The sequence below is a fragment of the Ruegeria sp. C12 genome, from assembly GCF_056537745.1.
On the sequence record NZ_JBQFSA010000001.1, the window covers coordinates 222,809 to 239,782 of the forward strand.

The 16,974-nt window shown below is 59.7% G+C and carries 22 protein-coding genes; 13 read left to right on the forward strand and 9 right to left on the reverse strand.

The window, feature by feature from the left end; all coding sequences use genetic code 11:
• Positions 1 to 40: 40 nt before the first annotated feature.
• The 4 genes from ACR0C9_RS01005 to aspS all read left to right on the forward strand — a co-directional run bounded on the left by ACR0C9_RS01005 (position 41) and on the right by aspS (position 4,291).
• Positions 41 to 1,168: an aminodeoxychorismate synthase component I gene (locus tag ACR0C9_RS01005; protein ID WP_480626446.1), complete on the forward strand. Its 1,128-nt coding sequence runs from the start codon at positions 41 to 43 to the stop codon at positions 1,166 to 1,168.
• Positions 1,123 to 1,770, forward strand: a complete 648-nt coding sequence (locus ACR0C9_RS01010) for an aminotransferase class IV family protein (protein ID WP_170521727.1) — start codon at positions 1,123 to 1,125, stop codon at positions 1,768 to 1,770. The genes ACR0C9_RS01005 and ACR0C9_RS01010 overlap by 46 nt, the downstream gene beginning before the upstream one ends.
• Positions 1,767 to 2,438 (forward strand): CPBP family intramembrane glutamic endopeptidase, encoded by a 672-nt coding sequence (locus tag ACR0C9_RS01015; RefSeq protein ID WP_480780176.1) that lies wholly within the window; start codon positions 1,767 to 1,769, stop codon positions 2,436 to 2,438. Before ACR0C9_RS01010 ends, ACR0C9_RS01015 begins: the two co-directional genes overlap by 4 nt.
• Before the next feature lie 77 nt (positions 2,439 to 2,515).
• Entirely contained in the window at positions 2,516 to 4,291 is a 1,776-nt protein-coding gene (gene aspS / locus ACR0C9_RS01020) for an aspartate--tRNA ligase (RefSeq protein ID WP_480626346.1), read from the forward strand.
• A gap of 258 nt (positions 4,292 to 4,549) precedes the next feature.
• Here the strand turns inward: aspS and ACR0C9_RS01025 are convergent, their stop codons facing one another.
• Positions 4,550 to 5,269: a response regulator gene (locus ACR0C9_RS01025; protein ID WP_170452615.1), complete on the reverse strand. Its 720-nt coding sequence runs from the start codon at positions 5,267 to 5,269 to the stop codon at positions 4,550 to 4,552.
• A gap of 135 nt (positions 5,270 to 5,404) precedes the next feature.
• Between ACR0C9_RS01025 and mce the strand changes: the two genes are divergently transcribed.
• Positions 5,405 to 5,809, forward strand: a complete 405-nt coding sequence (gene mce / locus ACR0C9_RS01030; protein WP_170452613.1) for a methylmalonyl-CoA epimerase — start codon at positions 5,405 to 5,407, stop codon at positions 5,807 to 5,809.
• Positions 5,810 to 5,833: 24 nt separating this feature from the next.
• Positions 5,834 to 6,106: a DUF1467 family protein gene (locus tag ACR0C9_RS01035; RefSeq protein ID WP_170452611.1), complete on the forward strand. Its 273-nt coding sequence runs from the start codon at positions 5,834 to 5,836 to the stop codon at positions 6,104 to 6,106.
• Positions 6,107 to 6,112: 6 nt separating this feature from the next.
• Here the strand turns inward: ACR0C9_RS01035 and ACR0C9_RS01040 are convergent, their stop codons facing one another.
• The 3 genes from ACR0C9_RS01040 to ACR0C9_RS01050 form a co-directional block, all read right to left on the reverse strand.
• Positions 6,113 to 6,811, reverse strand: a complete 699-nt coding sequence (locus tag ACR0C9_RS01040) for an EI24 domain-containing protein (RefSeq protein WP_170453141.1) — start codon at positions 6,809 to 6,811, stop codon at positions 6,113 to 6,115.
• Positions 6,808 to 7,386, reverse strand: coding sequence for a nitroreductase family protein (locus tag ACR0C9_RS01045; RefSeq protein WP_170452610.1), 579 nt, complete (start codon positions 7,384 to 7,386; stop codon positions 6,808 to 6,810). The genes ACR0C9_RS01040 and ACR0C9_RS01045 overlap by 4 nt, the downstream gene beginning before the upstream one ends.
• A gap of 221 nt (positions 7,387 to 7,607) precedes the next feature.
• Positions 7,608 to 7,856: a hypothetical protein gene (locus tag ACR0C9_RS01050; RefSeq protein WP_170452608.1), complete on the reverse strand. Its 249-nt coding sequence runs from the start codon at positions 7,854 to 7,856 to the stop codon at positions 7,608 to 7,610.
• 121 nt (positions 7,857 to 7,977) lie between these two features.
• Here ACR0C9_RS01050 and ACR0C9_RS01055 point away from each other — a divergent pair, with 121 nt between their 5' ends.
• The 5 genes from ACR0C9_RS01055 to ACR0C9_RS01075 all read left to right on the forward strand — a co-directional run bounded on the left by ACR0C9_RS01055 (position 7,978) and on the right by ACR0C9_RS01075 (position 9,932).
• Entirely contained in the window at positions 7,978 to 8,685 is a 708-nt protein-coding gene (locus tag ACR0C9_RS01055; protein WP_480780177.1) for a M48 family metallopeptidase, read from the forward strand.
• Complete coding sequence (locus ACR0C9_RS01060) at positions 8,682 to 9,050, forward strand: YigZ family protein (protein ID WP_170622887.1); 369 nt, start codon at positions 8,682 to 8,684, stop codon at positions 9,048 to 9,050. The genes ACR0C9_RS01055 and ACR0C9_RS01060 overlap by 4 nt, the downstream gene beginning before the upstream one ends.
• 69 nt (positions 9,051 to 9,119) lie before the next feature.
• Positions 9,120 to 9,371 (forward strand): DUF6455 family protein, encoded by a 252-nt coding sequence (locus ACR0C9_RS01065; RefSeq protein ID WP_170452601.1) that lies wholly within the window; start codon positions 9,120 to 9,122, stop codon positions 9,369 to 9,371.
• Positions 9,372 to 9,384: 13 nt separating this feature from the next.
• Positions 9,385 to 9,654 (forward strand): DUF6455 family protein, encoded by a 270-nt coding sequence (locus ACR0C9_RS01070; protein ID WP_480582581.1) that lies wholly within the window; start codon positions 9,385 to 9,387, stop codon positions 9,652 to 9,654.
• Positions 9,654 to 9,932 carry a DUF6455 family protein gene (locus tag ACR0C9_RS01075; RefSeq protein ID WP_480780178.1) on the forward strand — a complete coding sequence of 93 codons (279 nt, stop codon included), beginning with the start codon at positions 9,654 to 9,656 and terminating at the stop codon, positions 9,930 to 9,932. Before ACR0C9_RS01070 ends, ACR0C9_RS01075 begins: the two co-directional genes overlap by 1 nt.
• Here ACR0C9_RS01075 and ACR0C9_RS01080 read toward each other — a convergent pair.
• Positions 9,915 to 10,157, reverse strand: a complete 243-nt coding sequence (locus tag ACR0C9_RS01080) for a CDGSH iron-sulfur domain-containing protein (protein ID WP_170622891.1) — start codon at positions 10,155 to 10,157, stop codon at positions 9,915 to 9,917. The genes ACR0C9_RS01075 and ACR0C9_RS01080 overlap by 18 nt on opposite strands.
• Before the next feature lie 229 nt (positions 10,158 to 10,386).
• On the opposite strand from ACR0C9_RS01080, the gene ACR0C9_RS01085 reads away from it, so the two are divergent.
• Complete coding sequence (locus ACR0C9_RS01085) at positions 10,387 to 10,572, forward strand: hypothetical protein (RefSeq protein WP_170452593.1); 186 nt, start codon at positions 10,387 to 10,389, stop codon at positions 10,570 to 10,572.
• 126 nt (positions 10,573 to 10,698) lie between these two features.
• On the opposite strand, the gene ACR0C9_RS01090 is transcribed toward ACR0C9_RS01085, so the two are convergent.
• Together ACR0C9_RS01090 and rimO are read right to left on the reverse strand one after the other, a co-directional pair.
• Positions 10,699 to 11,049: a hypothetical protein gene (locus ACR0C9_RS01090; RefSeq protein WP_170622894.1), complete on the reverse strand. Its 351-nt coding sequence runs from the start codon at positions 11,047 to 11,049 to the stop codon at positions 10,699 to 10,701.
• A 110-nt stretch (positions 11,050 to 11,159) separates the two neighbouring features.
• Positions 11,160 to 12,548 carry a 30S ribosomal protein S12 methylthiotransferase RimO gene (rimO, locus tag ACR0C9_RS01095; RefSeq protein ID WP_170622896.1) on the reverse strand — a complete coding sequence of 463 codons (1,389 nt, stop codon included), beginning with the start codon at positions 12,546 to 12,548 and terminating at the stop codon, positions 11,160 to 11,162.
• A 95-nt stretch (positions 12,549 to 12,643) separates the two neighbouring features.
• Between rimO and ACR0C9_RS01100 the strand changes: the two genes are divergently transcribed.
• Positions 12,644 to 14,596, forward strand: coding sequence for an AsmA family protein (locus ACR0C9_RS01100; RefSeq protein WP_480626342.1), 1,953 nt, complete (start codon positions 12,644 to 12,646; stop codon positions 14,594 to 14,596).
• Positions 14,597 to 14,626: 30 nt separating this feature from the next.
• Here ACR0C9_RS01100 and ACR0C9_RS01105 read toward each other — a convergent pair whose 3' ends face one another.
• Both ACR0C9_RS01105 and kdsA read right to left on the reverse strand, forming a co-directional pair.
• Positions 14,627 to 16,123, reverse strand: coding sequence for a phosphomannomutase/phosphoglucomutase (locus tag ACR0C9_RS01105; protein ID WP_480626341.1), 1,497 nt, complete (start codon positions 16,121 to 16,123; stop codon positions 14,627 to 14,629).
• A 15-nt stretch (positions 16,124 to 16,138) separates the two neighbouring features.
• Positions 16,139 to 16,972: a 3-deoxy-8-phosphooctulonate synthase gene (kdsA, locus tag ACR0C9_RS01110; RefSeq protein ID WP_480780179.1), complete on the reverse strand. Its 834-nt coding sequence runs from the start codon at positions 16,970 to 16,972 to the stop codon at positions 16,139 to 16,141.
• Between the last annotated feature and the right edge of the window lie 2 nt (positions 16,973 to 16,974).

Genomic DNA, 16,974 nt, shown 5'->3' on the forward strand with positions numbered 1-16,974 from the left:
GGCGGCGTATTCTCTATATCGCGCAGCACGGCTTATGAGGATGCACTTGCGTATTCGTTTCGATCAGGGGCCAGCCGGTCCGGGAACCCGGTTCGACCGGCCATCCCACATCATCCGCGCGGACACGGCGGACGAGGTGCCCCAGGCGCTGGCGGCACTGGATGAGGCGCGCGCGGCGGGTGGTTGGCTAGCGGGGTACGCCTGTTACGAGCTTGGTTATGCATTGGAGCCGCGCCTGTTGTCCCGTCTGCCGGGCGACCGGACACTGCCGTTGCTGTGTTTCGGGGTCTATGACCAACCGGACCAAAGCGAACTGCCCAAAGCGTCGGGCGGAATTGCCCAGTTCCAGCCGCGCTGGGATGAGGCCCGATACAGTCGGGCGTTCCGGGCCGTGCATGACGCCATCGGGGCCGGGGACATTTATCAGGCCAATCTGACCTTCCCAATCGATCTGACGGTTGAAGGGGACAGCGCGGCGCTTTACGCGGCCCTGACATCTGGGCAACCCGTTGGCCACGGCGCTTTGATTCAGCAAGAGGGGCTGCCCGACCTGCTCAGCCGCTCGCCCGAACTGTTTTTCCGCACGGATGAGACCGGGCGTATCGAGACGCGACCGATGAAGGGCACCCAGCCCCGCAGCGAAGATATGGCCGAGGATGCGCGCCGCCGCAATTTTCTGTCCAGCGACGAAAAGAACCGGGCTGAGAATCTGATGATCGTCGATCTGCTGCGCAACGATATCAGCCGCGTGGCCTTGCCCGGATCGGTTCATGTGCCCGAACTGTTCAAGGTCGAAACCTATGCCACCGTGCATCAGATGGTGTCGCTGGTGCGGGCGCAGTTGCAGATCGGGGCCGGGTTGTCCGATATCCTGACCGCTTTGTTCCCCTGCGGATCCATCACCGGCGCACCCAAGATCCGCGCGATGGAAATCCTGTCCGACCTCGAACCCTGGCCCCGCGACATCTATTGCGGCACGATCGGCTGGGCTGCGCCGGACGGGCGGTCCGAGTTCAACGTTGCCATCCGCACGCTGATGGTGGACGGTGCCGCTGCAACGCTGAATGTCGGCGGTGGGGTGGTCTGGGACAGCACGGCCCCGTCTGAATACGAGGAAGCCCTATGGAAAGCCCGCTTTGCCCGCCAGTTGAGCCTGATTTCCGCCTGATCGAAACGCTGGGCTTCAGGCCCGGGCAGGGGTTTGTCCGACAGGACCGGCATCTGAACCGAATGGCGCGCACCGCCAATGCCTTGGGCTTGCCCTTCGACCGACCTGCCGCTGTGGCGATGTTGTCCGAAGGGGCTGGTGAGGCCCCCTTGCGCTGTCGTCTGACCATGGATGTTGCGGGTCAGTTCGACCTGACCACCGCCCCGCTGGCGGAAAACCCGCCGATCTGGCGGGTGGGGGTGTCCGAGACCCGCCTGACCTCTGGCGACATATGGCTGCGCCACAAAACCACCCGGCGTGATCTCTATGACACCGCCCGCGCTGCGATGCCTAAGGGTATCGACGAATTACTGTTCCTGAACGAACGGGAGGAGCTGTGCGAGGGCTCCATCACCAACCTGTTTATCGAAACGCGCGAAGGGCAACGGCTGACTCCGCCCCTGTCCAGCGGGCTATTGCCGGGTATCCTGCGCGAGGAATTGTTGGAACAAGAAGAGTTTGCCGAGGCGGTTCTGACCTTGAATGATATGAAAGAGGCCCAGTCTGTTTTCATGGGGAATTCGTTACGTGGCCTGATACCGGTGGAGTTGGTGAACCTGTGAGCAAAGACAGCACGATGGTCGCCCCTCCGGTCGCGGCAGCGCGATTGCGGGTTGAGTTTGGCCTGTTTTTCATCATTGCCCCGCTGGTGATCGCGGTGTTTTTTCCACCCAACTGGATGTTCCCGGCGCTGTTTGCCTTTACCGGTTTGGGCATCGTTCTGCTGCATGTTACGCCCGGCTTTCAGTGGGCAGAACTAAGATACGAGTGGGCAAACTGGTCATTTCGCGAACTGGCGGTATTCACACTGGTGACTGCTGCATTCTGTACCGCGCTGATCTACCTGACCCGGCCAGATGCGGCCTTTTTTCTGCTGAGAAACCGGCCCGAGATGCTGGCCTTCATCTGGATCGGCTATCCGCTTCTGTCCGCCCTGCCGCAAGAGTTGTTATTCCGCCCGCTGTTTTTCCGCCGCTACCACGCCATCCTGCCGGACGGGCGCAGGGCCGACCTGCTGAACGCGGCTATCTTCGCCTTCGCGCATCTGATGTATTGGAGCTGGATTGTCGCCATCATGACCTTTGTCGGCGGGCTGCTGTTCAGCTGGGCCTATCGCAAGCGCGGCTCGTTCTTTTACGCCGTTCTGCTGCACGCGATTGCGGGGAACATCATCTTTGCCGTGGGGCTGGGCGTTTATTTCTATTCAGGCAATGTGCAAAGGCCGTTTTGACGGCGCGACCTGCCTTGACTTTCCGGGCCTGACAGGGTGTATCGGCGCGACGAATTCTGCGCCCGAAGGGATATTCCATGCACGCCTATCGCAGCCACACCTGCGCCGCTCTGACCGCCGCCAATGTCGGTGAAACCGTTCGCCTGTCCGGTTGGGTGCATCGGGTCCGAGATCACGGCGGCGTGCTGTTCATCGATCTGCGCGACCATTTCGGCGTAACGCAGGTATTGTGCGACGGCGACAGCGCGGCCTTTGCTGAACTTGAGAAGGTGCGCTCGGAATGGTGCATCCGCATCGACGGCACCGTCAAAGCGCGTGACGCGGATCTTGTGAACCCCAAGCTGCCCACCGGCGAGATCGAGGTTTACGTACGTGAACTGGAAGTGCTGGGTGCCGCTGACGAACTGCCGCTGATGGTGTTCGGCGATCAGGAATACCCCGAGGAAACCCGCCTGCGCTATCGCTACCTCGACCTGCGCCGCGAGGCGATGCAGCGCAACATGACGCTGCGCTCGGACGTTGTGGCCTCAATGCGCAAACGCATGTGGGATCAGGGCTTCCGCGAGTATCAGACGCCGATCATCACGGCATCCTCGCCCGAAGGCGCACGTGACTTTCTGGTGCCCTCGCGCCTGCATCCGGGCAAGTTCTACGCCCTGCCGCAGGCCCCGCAGCAGTTCAAGCAGCTGATCATGGTGTCGGGCTTTGACAAGTATTTCCAGATTGCACCCTGCTTCCGCGACGAAGACCCGCGCGCCGATCGCTCGCCCACCGATTTCTACCAGCTTGACCTTGAGATGTCGTTTGTCGAGCAGCAGGACGTGTTCGACACCATCCAGCCCGTTCTGACCGGCGTGTTCGAAGAGTTCGGAGGTGGCCGGAAGGTTGACCAAGAGTGGCCGCAGATTTCCTACAAGGACGCGGCCTTGTGGTATGGCACCGACAAGCCCGACCTGCGCAATCCTATCAAAATGCAAGTGGTCTCCGACCACTTCCGCGATAGTGGCTTTGCGATTTTCGCGAAGCTGTTGGAGCAGGACGGCACCGAAATCCGCGCCATCCCTGCGCCGACCGGCGGCAGCCGCAAGTTCTGCGACCGCATGAATGCATTCGCCCAGAAAGAGGGTCTGCCCGGCATGGGCTATATCTTCTGGCGCGATCAGGGGCAGGGGATGGAGGCAGCCGGTCCGCTGGCCAAAAACATCGGCCCCGAACGCACCGAGGCAATCCGGCAGCAACTGGGTCTGGGTGTCGGTGATGCGGCGTTCTTCCTAGGCGGAAAGCCGAAAGCCTTTGAAAAGGTCGCAGGCAAGGCCCGCGACGTGATTGGCGAAGACCTTGGCCTCACCGAAAAAGACCGCTTTGCCTTTGCCTGGATCGTGGATTTCCCGATCTATGAACAGGACGAGGAAACCGGCGCGATCGATTTCGAACACAACCCATTCTCGATGCCGCAGGGCGGTATGGAGGCGCTGCAGGGCAATCCGCTGGACGTGCGCGGCTATCAGTACGATCTGGCCTGTAACGGGTATGAGCTGGTCTCGGGTGCGATCCGGAACCACAAGCCCGAGATCATGCTGAAAGCCTTTGAGCTGGCAGGTTACGGCGCGGATGAGGTCAAATCCCGCTTTGGTGCCCTGTACAACGCTTTCCACTATGGCGCGCCGCCGCACGGGGGCTGTGCTGCGGGCATCGACCGGATCGTGATGCTGTTGGCGGACGAGGCCAATATCCGCGAAGTCATGATGTTCCCGATGAACCAGCGCGCCGAAGACCTGATGATGGACGCGCCGTCCGATCCGACTTCGGATCAGTTGATGGAACTTGGTTTGCGGATCATTCCGCAGGATTAAGCCTGTCGCTTGTCTGGTGATGAGCGCACGTATTGCGCGGCGCAAACCGTATGACGACTGAACCGTCCGCTACGCGCGGGCGGTTTGCGTTTGTCACCTGTGTCTAGGGCAGACCGGCAAACGCAACGTCAAGGGATTCAATCAATCCCTTTGCCCAGCTTCTGCCGGTTCACGCGAATGGATCGGGCGCTCTGCCGGGTTTGCCGGTACATCCACCCGAACACCAGGGACGCGGTGATGAAATAGGCGGTGGCCATCTCAGATCGCCTCCCGCTGTTCCAGCCGGTTTTGAACTAGCCCGGCAACCTGCGCGGCCTGAGCGGTGATCGGACTGCCTTGCGCCCGGGAGAGTGATAGTTTTCGGGCCGCGTCCGCCAACACCGTATCGTTGGCCTCACGCGCAACGCCGTGAAGAAACTGGGCAGCATAGTCCAGCATGCGCGGATCGGTCGGCCCTGCCAGAACGTCCGCGATGTGCGCCATATCGTCCTGATAGGCCAGTGGATCGGGGTGAATGACTTCGTCCCGAACGGCGTGCAACCCGCTGGGCCGACGGTCCTCGGGGAGGCGTTCCAGAATGGCTTTTTGAAAATAAGACATGGATTTTAGGGGTTTGGGCAAAAACCCGTCAGCCCCGGCCCCAAGGGCAGCAGACTCGGTGCATGTATCACCGGACATCGCCAGAATGACACTGATCCTGGGCGAGGCCTGTGTCAGTTCAGCAATCAGATCGGCCCCGGACCCGTCCGGCAGACCCATATCCACAAGAATGACCGAGGGGCGATAGATCTGAAGGTGACGCCGCGCGGATTTCAGGCAATCGGCACGTCGGATCCTTGCCCCGCTGTGCAGGCACATCAGGCGGATCGCGTCGCAGGCATAGCGGCTGTCCTCGACAACCAGAATGGTCTGTCCCAGCAAAGGCCGCGTCGCTGTGGGCGTAGCGATAGTTGTGGCGAAAGGAACCGAATCGTCCATGTCAGATCTCCTATCCAGCAGATGCCTCACGCTAGGAACTTCTGGCTAACACAGGGTTAACGGGCGATTTGGCGCACTTGTCCTTTGCCGGAACTGCCCCCATAACCCACTCAACGTAGGACAGAGGAGTTTACTATGATCGGACGACTAAACCACGTCGCCATCGCCGTTCCGGATCTTGAGGCCGCATCCGAGCAGTATCGCAGCGCGCTGGGCGCCAAAGTGGGCGCGCCGCAGGACGAACCGGATCATGGTGTGACGGTGGTGTTCATCGAACTGCCCAACACGAAGATCGAGCTTCTGTACCCGCTGGGCGATGACAGCCCGATCAATGGCTTTCTTGAGAAAAACCCGGCCGGTGGCATCCACCATGTGTGCTATGAAGTCGAAGACATCATCGCGGCCCGCGACCACCTGAAGGAAAGTGGTGCACGTGTGCTGGGTAGCGGAGAACCCAAGATCGGCGCGCATGGCAAGCCCGTTCTGTTCCTGCACCCCAAGGATTTCAACGGCTGCCTCGTCGAACTGGAACAGGTGTAACGCCACAAGCTCGGAGGGCCCGAAATGACCATCACTGCCGCATTGGTGCTGTTTGCAGTCATCTGGTTTCTGACCCTGCTGATCGTTCTGCCCATTCGCATCAAGACGCAGGGCGATCTGGGCGAGATCGTTCCGGGCACCCATGCGGGTGCGCCGGAGGTGCATCACATGAAGAAGAAGATGTGGATCACCACGGGCATTTCGATCGTTTTATGGGCCATCATCGCCGGGATTATCCTGTCCGGGGTGATCTCGGTTCGGGATTTCGACTGGTTGAACCAGCTTGAGCCGCGCTGAGCCGTGTCAGGCCGCGCGGCCTGACACATTGTGATAGATATGGGTGAAGGTGGCGACACCGATAATCGGGATCACCAGATTTACCAGCGGAACTGAAAGCGGGATCGCCATCAGCGTCCCGGCAAGCCAGATAGTTGCCGTGTGTTTCGCACGCAGCTGGCGCGCACGCTCACGCCCCAACCTGCGCATCGCGGCCAGCGTGAAATATTCCCGGCCCAGCAGAAACCCGTTCATGCCCCAGAATATAAACAGAGCAAGGGGCGTGAAGATCGCATACAGGATCAGCGCCAGCAGGTTTGCCACGATCAGAACGCCCATAAAGCTGAGACCATCCTGAATGGACTCGCCAAGCGGGATTTTTGGGGCCGGGGGCAGGTGCGCGTAGTTTTTGTCTTCGACCGCCTGCGCGACCTCTTCCAAAAAGATCGACGTGATGGCCGAGGCGACGGGCACCATCAGGAACACCGGCAACACCAGAACCAGCAGGATGCCGGAATAGTTCAGCACATCGTTCAGCCACGACACGGTGCCAACAAAGGGCAGTGAAATCTCGTCACCGGACAGCGCATTGATGAACCAGATCGCGGCAGCACAGGCGAGGATCAGCAACAGGATCGTCAGACCTATGCCGCGAAACAGGACTGAGCGGAACTTGGGGTCTCCGATCTGACCAAGGGCCGCGAAGAACGCGTTCAGGATGATCATTCCGTGAGCCATTCAGTCAGGGCGGCAACGTCCGGCCGGGGGCGTTCTGGCGGGGCGGTCCCTTCGGTTGCGATATGGATCACGCCGGCCAGTCGTTCGTTTTCGGCCAACCCAAAAGCGGATTTGCAGAAATCCCGGTCATGCGATTGCCAGCCAGACAGCCAGTTCGCGCCCCATCCGGCGGCGAGGGCCGCGTTCAGCAGGGCCAGACAGACGGCACCGGCAGAGTAGGTTTGTTCAATCGCCGGGATCTTTTCCGACGGTTTCTGAACCTCGATCACGGCCACAGCCAGATGTCCCATGTCGAACTGGCTGCGGGCCTTGGCAATGTCTTCCGGCGATTTGTTCAGCGCCTTGCCACAGACTTCGGTCAGGTCAGCAAGACGCGCCATCGCGCCCTTTTCGATCACGATAAACCGCCAGGGTTCCAGTTTGCCATGATCCGGGCTGCGGGCGGCGGCGGTCAGCAAAGGCAAAAGCTCGTCCCGTGTCGGGGCCGGAGCAATCAGTGTTTTGGCCGGTCTGGACCGGCGCGACTGTAAAAACTCCAGGGCGGCAGGGTTTTTCAGGGACATATGTTAACTTCCTTTACATCGGCCATCTGTATCTTGGGCGGTACGGCTGGCGATTCAAGGGCGGGCCGTTGGATTTTTGGGGATCATTTTCATTCCGGCACGCCGGGTGCAAGCGCAATGACACTGGATGGGGGGCTTGGCGACTTACGAAAATTCAATAAACCATTGGTCACGGATTTTAGACTCCGCGTCGCTTGGCCAGAACCGCCACAGCTCGAACCCTACGAGCCCTGATCCTGCGTTTCGCGAATCTGATAGACACCTTCTGGCAAATCCAGCGCCGCAGCCAGATCGCGGACCTGTTCGGGCGACAGGGTGATCTTCTGGATCTGATCCGTGCGGGGGTCCATTTGTTCCAGCGTCACGCATTCGGCGAAGCTGTTGATCACCACATCCTCTTGCAAAGGCTTGGGGCCTTCATCCACGAGGGTAATGACTGTCGAGTCGAATTCATGCTCAATCGAAAACATGGGGCCAGAGTGCAGGCCACCGCCCGCCAATGCAACCCGTCACAGGCCGAAACCGCAGTGGTACTGCCCGGTTGGTCCGGCTATGTTGGGATCAACGCCTGATCGGCTAATAGGACCTTTGATGCGCCTTTTCTTATTTCTGGTTTTTCCCCTGCTTCTGTCGGCCTGTGCAACAGACAGATTGCGCGTGATTCCTGCAGAAGACTGGCGTGGGCTCACGGCAGAAGAAGCCGCCAGCGCCGCAGCTTTTCGCAAGGTCAGCCGCGAGGTCGGGCGCGAGGCGCGGGCCCAGTGTCTGAGGTCTTCCAAACCGCAAAGCTGCGATTTCAGAATTCTGGTCGATCTGAACCCGACCGCGCCTGCAAACGCCTTTCAGACTCTGGATGACAAGAAACAGCCCGCGATCATCTTCACGCGATCCTTGATCCGCTCGACCCGGAATGCGGATGAATTGGCCTTTGTGATGGGGCACGAGGCTGCGCATCACGTTTTGGATCACATCGGACGGCAAAGCGAAAACGCCCGTGTTGGCGCAGCCAAGTTTGGAGAGGCCGAGCGGCAGCGTGGCAAAAGCGACGCCGCTGTTGAAAAGGCGCAGAAACTGGGGGCAAAGGTGGCCGTGCAAGCCTATGCGAAAGACTTTGAGCTTGAGGCGGATCAGTTGGGAACCCTCATTACACACAATGCCGGATACAACCCGCTGATCGGTGCGAAGTATTTTGCCCGCATTCCCGATCCGGGTGACCAGTTCCTGGGATCGCACCCACCCAACGCGCAGCGGGTCGAAATTGTACAGCAAACCGCGCGAAAGCTGGGTGTCACAGAATGACTGAACTGGTGCGGCTGGGCGTGATTCTGACCGATCGCGGATCGAAATACGCGGTGTCTGGGGCAACTGTGACATCGCGGGATCAGGTTGACGCGGTGCTTGCCGAGCTGAAGACGGATAAAGCCTATGCAAAGGCCACGCACAATACCTGGGCGGCGACGTTGCCAACCGGGGCGCTCAAGGCCGACGATGGAGAAAGCGGGGCGGGCATGGTCATCCTTCGCATGATGGAGCGTGAGGGGTTAGAGAACCACGTCATCATCGTTACGCGCTGGTATGGCGGCAAAAAGCTGGGCGGGGACCGTTTTCGCCGCGTTCAGGACGCAACGCGTGCTTATCTCGACCAAATTGGGGCCTCTGCTTGACCTGAATCAAGGATTCCCCCTGTCCACCAACTACGCTCTGACCAAAGCGCGACAGGGAAAGGACAGGACATGCCCAGCCGAGAGACTTTGCGATTGCACGCCGGTTTGGTCGATGACATGGCGCGGATGCTGGATATCGATTTGCAGGAATCCGCCATCGAGGGTGCCGTATCAATCGACCAGATTTCAGACGCCGTGGTCCGGTGCACAGATTGCCCGAACCCCGGACATTGCCAATCCCTGTTGAAAGAAGCGTCTGCGCTTAGCCGCGCCCCGGAATACTGCCGCAACTACACTTTGCTGGAAAAACTCAGACCGTAAACGCGAGGGGCCTATGCCACGTCTCGGAGATATCATGACCCATATGCGTCTGGTTCTGCGAATGGGTCAGGCGACGGGCGCGGATATCGTTGCAGCACATCACGCTTGCCACCTGAGCCAGGAAGACTGGGCCGAGATGGTGCAGTTCTGTCGTGGTTGCGCATGGGCAAAGGACTGTCCCGAATGGCTGGATCAGCATCAGGCTATCGCAAATGCGCCTGAAACCTGCCCGAATCGGGCGCGATTCGCGGCCCTGAAATCCGCTCAGGTCGGGGGCGGTTGATGCCACAGGTCGCCCTTGGAGAGATCGAAAAACACTTTTGGCTGACGCGTTCAGTGGCCCGTTGCCTGGGTATTTCGCTGACCGAGGCAATGGCCGAGGGGCAACTTTCCGCCGAAGGCTATGCCGAACTCGTCACCCGATGCCGGGCGTCAAATTGCTGTGGGCAATGTGCGATCTGGTTGTCCCAGCATCAACAACTTGCCGATGCTGCCCCCGAGTTTTGCGCCAATGCCCAAGCCTTGAACCGGCTTCGCCGCCCGTCAAATTCGCGCGTGTGATCCGTCGCATAACGGCGCCTTGCCGGTGTGCTTGCAGCAGCAGAAGAACACTTTTTTACTTGCTTCAGCCGTGTATTTTAAGGGTTCAAAGTCGGTGTCTTTGTGCGACCCATCACAAAACGGCTGCTTCTTGGATCGGCCGCAAGCGCACCAGAAATAACTCTTTCCTTCGACAACTTCGACCGCCATGGGCTCTTTCTGGGCGATGATGGGGGCGTCGGACATGTGGCTTCTCCGTTCTTGGCTGATGTCAGGTCACGAGTTTAGGGCAATGCGCCAAAAAAGGTAGCGCGCGTCGCTGACGGTGCTGCGATCCAGGGCGTCCCAAGCGTGGTTTCGCCTTCGTTCACAAGGATGTGATCGATTCTGTTGCCAGATTGCCGATCAACCCGTATCCTGAACCCGGCCCCGAAAAACTGGGCAATATCAGAAAAGTAATAGAGGATTGACGGACATGAAAATCAAACTCGCTGCTGTTGGAGCCTTTGCGCTGATCCTGACTGCCTGCGCGCAGCCGGAACCCACCCCTGTTTATATTTCGCCCAGCTATGACAAAGCCGGTACCCCAAGCTGTGCCGCCGGGTATGAACTGGCGACCACCGAAGCAGGCGAGACTGTCTGTAACCCGGTTGCGGGATAAACCCTTTGCAGGCGGTCCCGATTTGGGACCGCCTGCCCAAGATTTGAGAATGTGATGCCGCCCTAGGGGCGGTTTTTTTTGATTGCCGGACGCGTTGCTGCGAACCATTACATATAGGTCGGGCGTTTAGTGTTTTCTAAAGCGAAACCCGTGCCTGTATTTGAAGGCGTGATGCCTGTGCCCGCGGAAGGATCGATGCGGCTGGTACCTGTAAACCTTGCGTTTGTGACCCGCGTGGACATGCGGTTTGTGCGCCCTTTTGCGGTGTTTCTTGATGTGATGCCCGGATTTGGGCGCAAAATAGGGGCGGTGATGCGGGTGAACACCCCGGACATGGAAATTGAATTTCTTGCCGCCGACATAGACGATTTCAGCCGACGACCGGCCAAAACCCTCAGCGATAGCGGGGGTCGAAAGCATCATGGCCGACAGGGCGACCACCATGCTGCGTTTGGCAAAATGAGTTACTCGAAACATGAAAACCTCCGTTTGGCTTCATGTTCAAGGTGAGAGCGGGGGCGCCTGTTCTCCAATAAACTCGGGTCACGCTTTACCGATGGGCCGTGTTCCGACACGGCCCGAAGCGGTCAGGCAAGCTGTCCCCAGAGGTCGTAATCACCAGCCTCGTCCACGGTGACCGAGACGATATCGCCGGGTTTAAGCCCCTCGAATCCTTCGTCAATGAACAGGTTTCCGTCGATCTCGGGCGCGTCTGCCTTGGTGCGGCAGGTGGCGGCCTCATCGTCAATTTCGTCAACAATGACGTCAATCGTCTGTCCGACTTTGGCCTGCAGCTTCGCCTCGGAAATTGCCTGCGCCTTTTCCATGAAGCGATCCCAACGCTCTTGCTTGACCTCGGCGGGCACATGATCCGGCAGATCGTTCGAGCGTGCGCCATCGACGTTTTCGTACTGAAAACACCCGACGCGATCCAGTTGCGCCTCGTCCATCCAATCCAGCAAGGTCTGGAATTCGGCCTCGGTCTCACCCGGATAACCCACGATGAAGGTCGACCGCAGGGTGATGTCCGGGCACACCGCGCGCCAGGCGCGGATTTCATCCAATGTTTTGGCGGCAGCGGCTGGCCGAGCCATGCGTTTCAGAACGTCCGGGTGCGCGTGCTGGAAGGGGATGTCGAGATAGGGCAGAATGTTGCACCCGGAATCCGCCATCAACGGGATCAGATCGCGCACATGCGGGTAGGGGTAGACATAGTGCAGGCGCACCCAGGCCTCCAACTGCCCCAACTCGCGCGCCAGATCGGTGATGTGGCTGCGCACCTTGCGGTCTTTCCACGGGTTCACATCGTATTTCCGGTCAAGCCCATAGGCCGAGGTATCCTGCGAAATCACCAGCAACTCGCGCACGCCGTTATCGACCAGCCTTTCGGCCTCGCGCAGAACTGCATGGGCCGGACGGCTGGCCAGTTTCCCGCGCATATCGGGAATGATGCAGAACTTGCACTTGTGGTTACAGCCTTCCGAGATTTTCAGGTAGCTGTAGTGGCGCGGGGTCAGTTGAACGCTGCTGGCGGGCAGCAGATCGACAAACGGGTCCGGGTCCGGTGGCACCGCTGTGTGCACCGCATCCAAGACCTGTTCGTATTGGTGTGGCCCGGTCACCGCCATGATGCGGGGGTGGTGTTCACGGATGTAGTCGGGCTCGGCCCCCAGACAGCCGGTCACGATCACCTTGCCGTTTTCAACCAGAGCTTCACCAATTGCATCCAGCGACTCGGCCTTGGCGCTGTCCAGAAACCCGCAGGTGTTCACGATTACGGCATCGGCCCCGGAATAGTCGGGCGAAATGCCGTAACCTTCTGCCCGTAGGCGAGTCAGGATACGCTCACTATCGACCAAAGCTTTCGGGCAGCCCAGCGAGACCATGCCGATGGTCGGCTGGTTTGCACGGGACGTCTCGGGCATCCGGGCGGCGGGCGCCAGGTCGGGGCGGAGATTTGGCGGGTTCGTGGTCATGGCGCGGCATATAGTGGGGAACGCTTCCCCTTGCAAATGTCACGGTGCGTTTGGATGATGATTTCAATCAAGCCAAAAAGGCGGAGAGCAGATAGATGAAATGGCTGATACGCATTCTGTTCATTGTTGTGGCCGTGGTCGGGCTGGTCATTGGGGCGTTGCTGCTGATGCCCGGGGACAAGCTGGCCGCGATCCTGTCTGAGCAGGTCAAGGCCAACACGGGGCGCGAGCTGACGCTGTCGGGGGACGTCAACCTGTCCTTCTGGCCGGTTTTGGGCATGGAAACCGGGCCCGTAACATTCGGCAACGCGCCATGGGCCGGGCCTGATCCGATGCTAAGCGCGGACAGTCTGGCTGTTGGTGTGGATGCTGCCGCAATGCTGGCGGGCGATCTGAAGATCAAGCGGGTCTTTGCGCAAAACCCGGTTCTGCGGTTGGAATTGTCAGAGGGTCGCGGAAACTGGGTCATGGGCGCGGCTGAGACCACGCCGTCAGCGGGCGCTACAGGCGGCGCGCCCTCGGGCGAAACCGGTGCCGTGACGCTGGAGCGGTTGGAACTGATGGATGCGCGGCTGATCTACGTCGAAAACGGCGTAACGCAGATGGATTTTGCGGGTGTGACCCTGTCCGCCAGTTGGCCGGACGTATCCGCGCCCATGGTGATGCAGGCCAGTATGGCAGTGCCGGGCGGTGCGGTGCAGGTGGACCTGAAACTGCCCGATTTGCCCGCCTTTTCGTCGGGCGCTGTGACGCCGCTGGATGTGGCGCTGACCGCCCCGGGCGGAGAGATCGGGTTCAACGGCAATGTCAATCTGTCCGGCGAGATGGATGGCAAGATGCAGATCATCACGCAAAGCACGGAAATGATGTTGACCGCGTTTGGGCAAGGCGGTGTGGCGGTTCCCCACGGTTTGGGCCGGACGGCAAATATCTCGGGGCAGATGACCTATACCAAGGATGGCCGTGTGTCCCTGCGCAAAATGGTGGCGCAGCTTGATGACAATCGGCTGGCCGGAGAGGCCGACATCACCATCGCCGATCCCCCTCAGATCGTGGCGCGCCTGAATACCGATGCGCTGGACCTGTCGCGCGTGACCGATGCCGAGCCCGGATCGGGGGGCGGGACAGGGGCCGCGTCATCTGCGGCGGACGGGTGGTCCAAGGCACCGATTGATGCGTCGCCGCTGTCATTGGCCAACGGCAAAATCCGCCTGACGGCCAAGTCTATTGCCGTTCCGGGGATGCAATTCGGGGCCTCTGACCTGACGCTTGGTCTGGATCGTTCGCGTGCGGTGCTGGAAATGCACCCGGCAACGCTGTTCTCCGGCCAGCTCAACGGTCAGGTGGTTGCGAATAACCGCAACGGATTGTCGGTGGGCGGCGATCTGAAAGCCAGCGGCATCAACCTGAAGCAGGCGTTATCGACACTTGCAGATGTAGACCGTCTGTCCGGCACCGCATCCGGCGCGTTTCAGTTTCTTGGCGTCGGGCAGAGTGAAGACCAGATCATGCGCTCGCTCAGCGGCAAGGGGAATGTGGATGTCGGGTCCGGGGTGATTTCGGGCTTCGATCTGGATCGGCTGATGGGCCGGGGAACCGGGTCGGGCGGTACGACGGTGTTTGACAGCCTGACCGCAAGCTTCTCGATCGACAAAGGCGTGCTGACCAACTCTGACCTGCTGATGTCCCTGAAAAACTTCCGCGCCGATGGTGAGGGCAAGGTCAATCTGGGTGCGCGTACGTTGGACTATCTGTTCACGCCAACCGCGCTACGGGCGAATGCGGGGCAGGGAATTTCGGTGCCCGTGCGCATCCATGGTCCGTGGAGCAGCCCGTCGATCACGCCTGACCTGACCAAAGTCATCGAGGCGGCGGCGGAAGGCAAAGTCAAAGAGCTTGAGGATGACGCCAAGCAGAAGGTGCTGGACAAGGTCGGCAATGAGTTGGACACGACCATAACCGACAGCGATCAAATCGAAGACGCGCTGAAGAAAAAGCTTGAGGATGAGGCGAAGAAGGGTCTGCTGAAACTGTTTGGCGGCGATTGATGAAAGGGGCGTCCAGCGACGCCCCCTGGTTCAAATCGTCTGGTCGTAATCGCCAACACTCGGTTCGGTGCGGATAACGGCGTCGATATCGGCAAAGATCGCACGCATTTCCGCCTCGCTTTCACTGCTTTCGCACACCACCACAAGGTTCGGCGTGTTCGAGGAGGCGCGCACCAGACCCCAGCTGCCATTGTCCAGAATGACCCGCGCGCCATTGACAGTGACCACCTCTTTGATGGCGCGACCGGCAAAGCTTTCTCCTGCGTCCGCCTTGGCCACCAGTTTGTCGACCAGTCGCTGGAGGATATCGTATTTCTCGGTATCAGCCGCGTAGGGCGACATGGTCGGGGTGGACCAGGTCTTAGGCAGGGCCTTACGCAGATCGGACATGCTTTGACCGGGGTTGCGGTCCATCAGCTTGCAAATCTCAACCGCGACCCGCATCCCGCAGTCATAGCCACGCCCGACCGGCTCGGCCAGGAAGTAGTGGCCCGATTTCTCGAACCCGGCCAGCGCGCCGATTTCCTTCACGCGCCGCTTCATGTGGCTGTGACCGGTTTTCCAATAGTCCGCTTTGACGCCGAGGGCTTGCAGTTCAGGGTCGCTGGCGAACAGACCGGTTGATTTGACATCTGCCACAAAGGTCGAGCCCGGGTGCAGCTTGGCCAGATCGCGGGCCATGATGACGCCAACCTTGTCGGCGAAAATCTCCTCGCCCTCATCATCGACCACACCGCAGCGGTCGCCATCCCCATCAAACCCAAGCGCCAGATCCGCGCCGCTGGATTTCACACTGTCCGACATGTCGTGCAGCATTTCCATGGCTTCGGGGTTGGGGTTGTAGTTGGGGAAAGTGTAATCCAGACGATTGTGGCTGGGTACGACTTCAACCCCGATCCGTTCGAAAATCTCGGGGGCAAAGGCCGAGGCGGTACCGTTCCCCGTGGCGCAGACCACTTTCAACGGACGGGACATTTTGAAATCCCCGACCAGATCGTCGATATAGGCCTCTTTCACGCCATCGACGAATTCATAGGACCCGCCTTGATGCGGCTGGCCTTCGCCGTTCAGGACGATATCGCGCAGTTCGGACATCTCGTCCGGGCCGTGAGTCAGCGGACGCTCAAAGCCCATTTTCACTCCGGTCCAGCCATTTGGATTATGGCTGGCCGTCACCATCGCCACGGCGGGAACGTTCAGATGAAACTGCGCGAAATAGGCCATCGGGCTAAGCGCGGGGCCGATATCCTTGACCTGAATCCCGGCCTGCATCAGCCCCAGGATCAGGGCGTTCTTGATCGACAGGGAATAGTCGCGATAGTCGTTGCCCACTGCGATGACCGGGTCAATCCCGCGCCGCCGCATCTGAGTGCCCAAACCCAGACCAAGTGCGGTCATGCCGGGCAGGTTGATCTCGTCAGGGTACTTCCAGCGTGCATCATATTCGCGAAAGCCCGTGGGCTTGATCATCGCGTCACGCAAAAAGCTCCAGGTGTTTGGCGTCACCTCGGGGAATGGTTTGGTCATAACAAGTCTCAATCGTTAAATCTGAATAGGATTCGCTTTCGCAAGCGCATCAAAACGCATCAATGTGTCAACAAGTTGGGGCATCTGGTCCAAGTAAATCATGTTCGGGCCGTCGCACGGTGCATTGTCTGGGTCCTGATGCGTTTCCATGAAGACCGCAGCCGACCCAACGGCAACCGCAGCGCGTGCCATGACCGGTGCGAATTCGCGCTGGCCACCCGACGATCCACCTTGCCCGCCCGGCTGCTGTACGGAATGCGTGGCATCCATAACGACAGGATACCCCGTCTGCGCCATCTGTGGCAGAGACCGCATATCCGCAACGAGGGTGTTATAGCCAAAAGACGTCCCGCGTTCGGTTAGCAAGATGTTCTGATTACCCGTGCTTTCGATTTTCGAGATGATGTTCGGCATTTCCCAAGGCGCGAGAAACTGACCTTTTTTGACGTTGATGACGGCCCCTGTATTGCCTGCTGCCAACAGCATATCCGTCTGACGGCACAGGAAAGCGGGGATTTGCAGTACATCAACAGCCTCAGCCGCGATGGCGCACTGGGCCTCGGTATGCACGTCGGTCAGAACCGGAACGCCGATGGTCTTGCGAATGTCGTCCAGAACCTTCAGCCCCGCATCGATTCCCATGCCGCGTTTACCGGACAGAGAGGTGCGGTTGGCCTTGTCATAGGAGGCCTTGAACACATACTGCGCGCCCGCAGCATCGCAGGCTTCTTTCATGGTGCCCGCAATCATCTGGGCGTGGTCCGCTGTTTCAAGCTGGCAGGGGCCAGCAATGATGGTCAGCGGAAGATCGTTGCCGACGGTAACGTCGGAGATTTTTACATGTTTCATGG

What these genes read in the sequence shown, in the direction of transcription:
- ACR0C9_RS01005 (WP_480626446.1), top strand. Translation starts at nt 41, where the DNA reads ATGCACTTGCGTATTCGTTTCGATCAGGGGCCAGCCGGTCCGGGAACC.
- ACR0C9_RS01010 (WP_170521727.1), top strand. Translation starts at nt 1,123, where the DNA reads ATGGAAAGCCCGCTTTGCCCGCCAGTTGAGCCTGATTTCCGCCTGATC.
- aspS (WP_480626346.1), top strand. Translation starts at nt 2,516, where the DNA reads ATGCACGCCTATCGCAGCCACACCTGCGCCGCTCTGACCGCCGCCAAT.
- ACR0C9_RS01025 (WP_170452615.1), bottom strand. Translation starts at nt 5,269, where the DNA reads ATGGACGATTCGGTTCCTTTCGCCACAACTATCGCTACGCCCACAGCG.
- mce (WP_170452613.1), top strand. Translation starts at nt 5,405, where the DNA reads ATGATCGGACGACTAAACCACGTCGCCATCGCCGTTCCGGATCTTGAG.
- ACR0C9_RS01035 (WP_170452611.1), top strand. Translation starts at nt 5,834, where the DNA reads ATGACCATCACTGCCGCATTGGTGCTGTTTGCAGTCATCTGGTTTCTG.
- ACR0C9_RS01040 (WP_170453141.1), bottom strand. Translation starts at nt 6,811, where the DNA reads ATGATCATCCTGAACGCGTTCTTCGCGGCCCTTGGTCAGATCGGAGAC.
- ACR0C9_RS01045 (WP_170452610.1), bottom strand. Translation starts at nt 7,386, where the DNA reads ATGTCCCTGAAAAACCCTGCCGCCCTGGAGTTTTTACAGTCGCGCCGG.
- ACR0C9_RS01050 (WP_170452608.1), bottom strand. Translation starts at nt 7,856, where the DNA reads ATGTTTTCGATTGAGCATGAATTCGACTCGACAGTCATTACCCTCGTG.
- ACR0C9_RS01055 (WP_480780177.1), top strand. Translation starts at nt 7,978, where the DNA reads ATGCGCCTTTTCTTATTTCTGGTTTTTCCCCTGCTTCTGTCGGCCTGT.
- ACR0C9_RS01060 (WP_170622887.1), top strand. Translation starts at nt 8,682, where the DNA reads ATGACTGAACTGGTGCGGCTGGGCGTGATTCTGACCGATCGCGGATCG.
- ACR0C9_RS01065 (WP_170452601.1), top strand. Translation starts at nt 9,120, where the DNA reads ATGCCCAGCCGAGAGACTTTGCGATTGCACGCCGGTTTGGTCGATGAC.
- ACR0C9_RS01070 (WP_480582581.1), top strand. Translation starts at nt 9,385, where the DNA reads ATGCCACGTCTCGGAGATATCATGACCCATATGCGTCTGGTTCTGCGA.
- ACR0C9_RS01075 (WP_480780178.1), top strand. Translation starts at nt 9,654, where the DNA reads ATGCCACAGGTCGCCCTTGGAGAGATCGAAAAACACTTTTGGCTGACG.
- ACR0C9_RS01080 (WP_170622891.1), bottom strand. Translation starts at nt 10,157, where the DNA reads ATGTCCGACGCCCCCATCATCGCCCAGAAAGAGCCCATGGCGGTCGAA.
- ACR0C9_RS01085 (WP_170452593.1), top strand. Translation starts at nt 10,387, where the DNA reads ATGAAAATCAAACTCGCTGCTGTTGGAGCCTTTGCGCTGATCCTGACT.
- ACR0C9_RS01090 (WP_170622894.1), bottom strand. Translation starts at nt 11,049, where the DNA reads ATGTTTCGAGTAACTCATTTTGCCAAACGCAGCATGGTGGTCGCCCTG.
- rimO (WP_170622896.1), bottom strand. Translation starts at nt 12,548, where the DNA reads ATGACCACGAACCCGCCAAATCTCCGCCCCGACCTGGCGCCCGCCGCC.
- ACR0C9_RS01100 (WP_480626342.1), top strand. Translation starts at nt 12,644, where the DNA reads ATGAAATGGCTGATACGCATTCTGTTCATTGTTGTGGCCGTGGTCGGG.
- ACR0C9_RS01105 (WP_480626341.1), bottom strand. Translation starts at nt 16,123, where the DNA reads ATGACCAAACCATTCCCCGAGGTGACGCCAAACACCTGGAGCTTTTTG.
- kdsA (WP_480780179.1), bottom strand. Translation starts at nt 16,972, where the DNA reads ATGAAACATGTAAAAATCTCCGACGTTACCGTCGGCAACGATCTTCCG.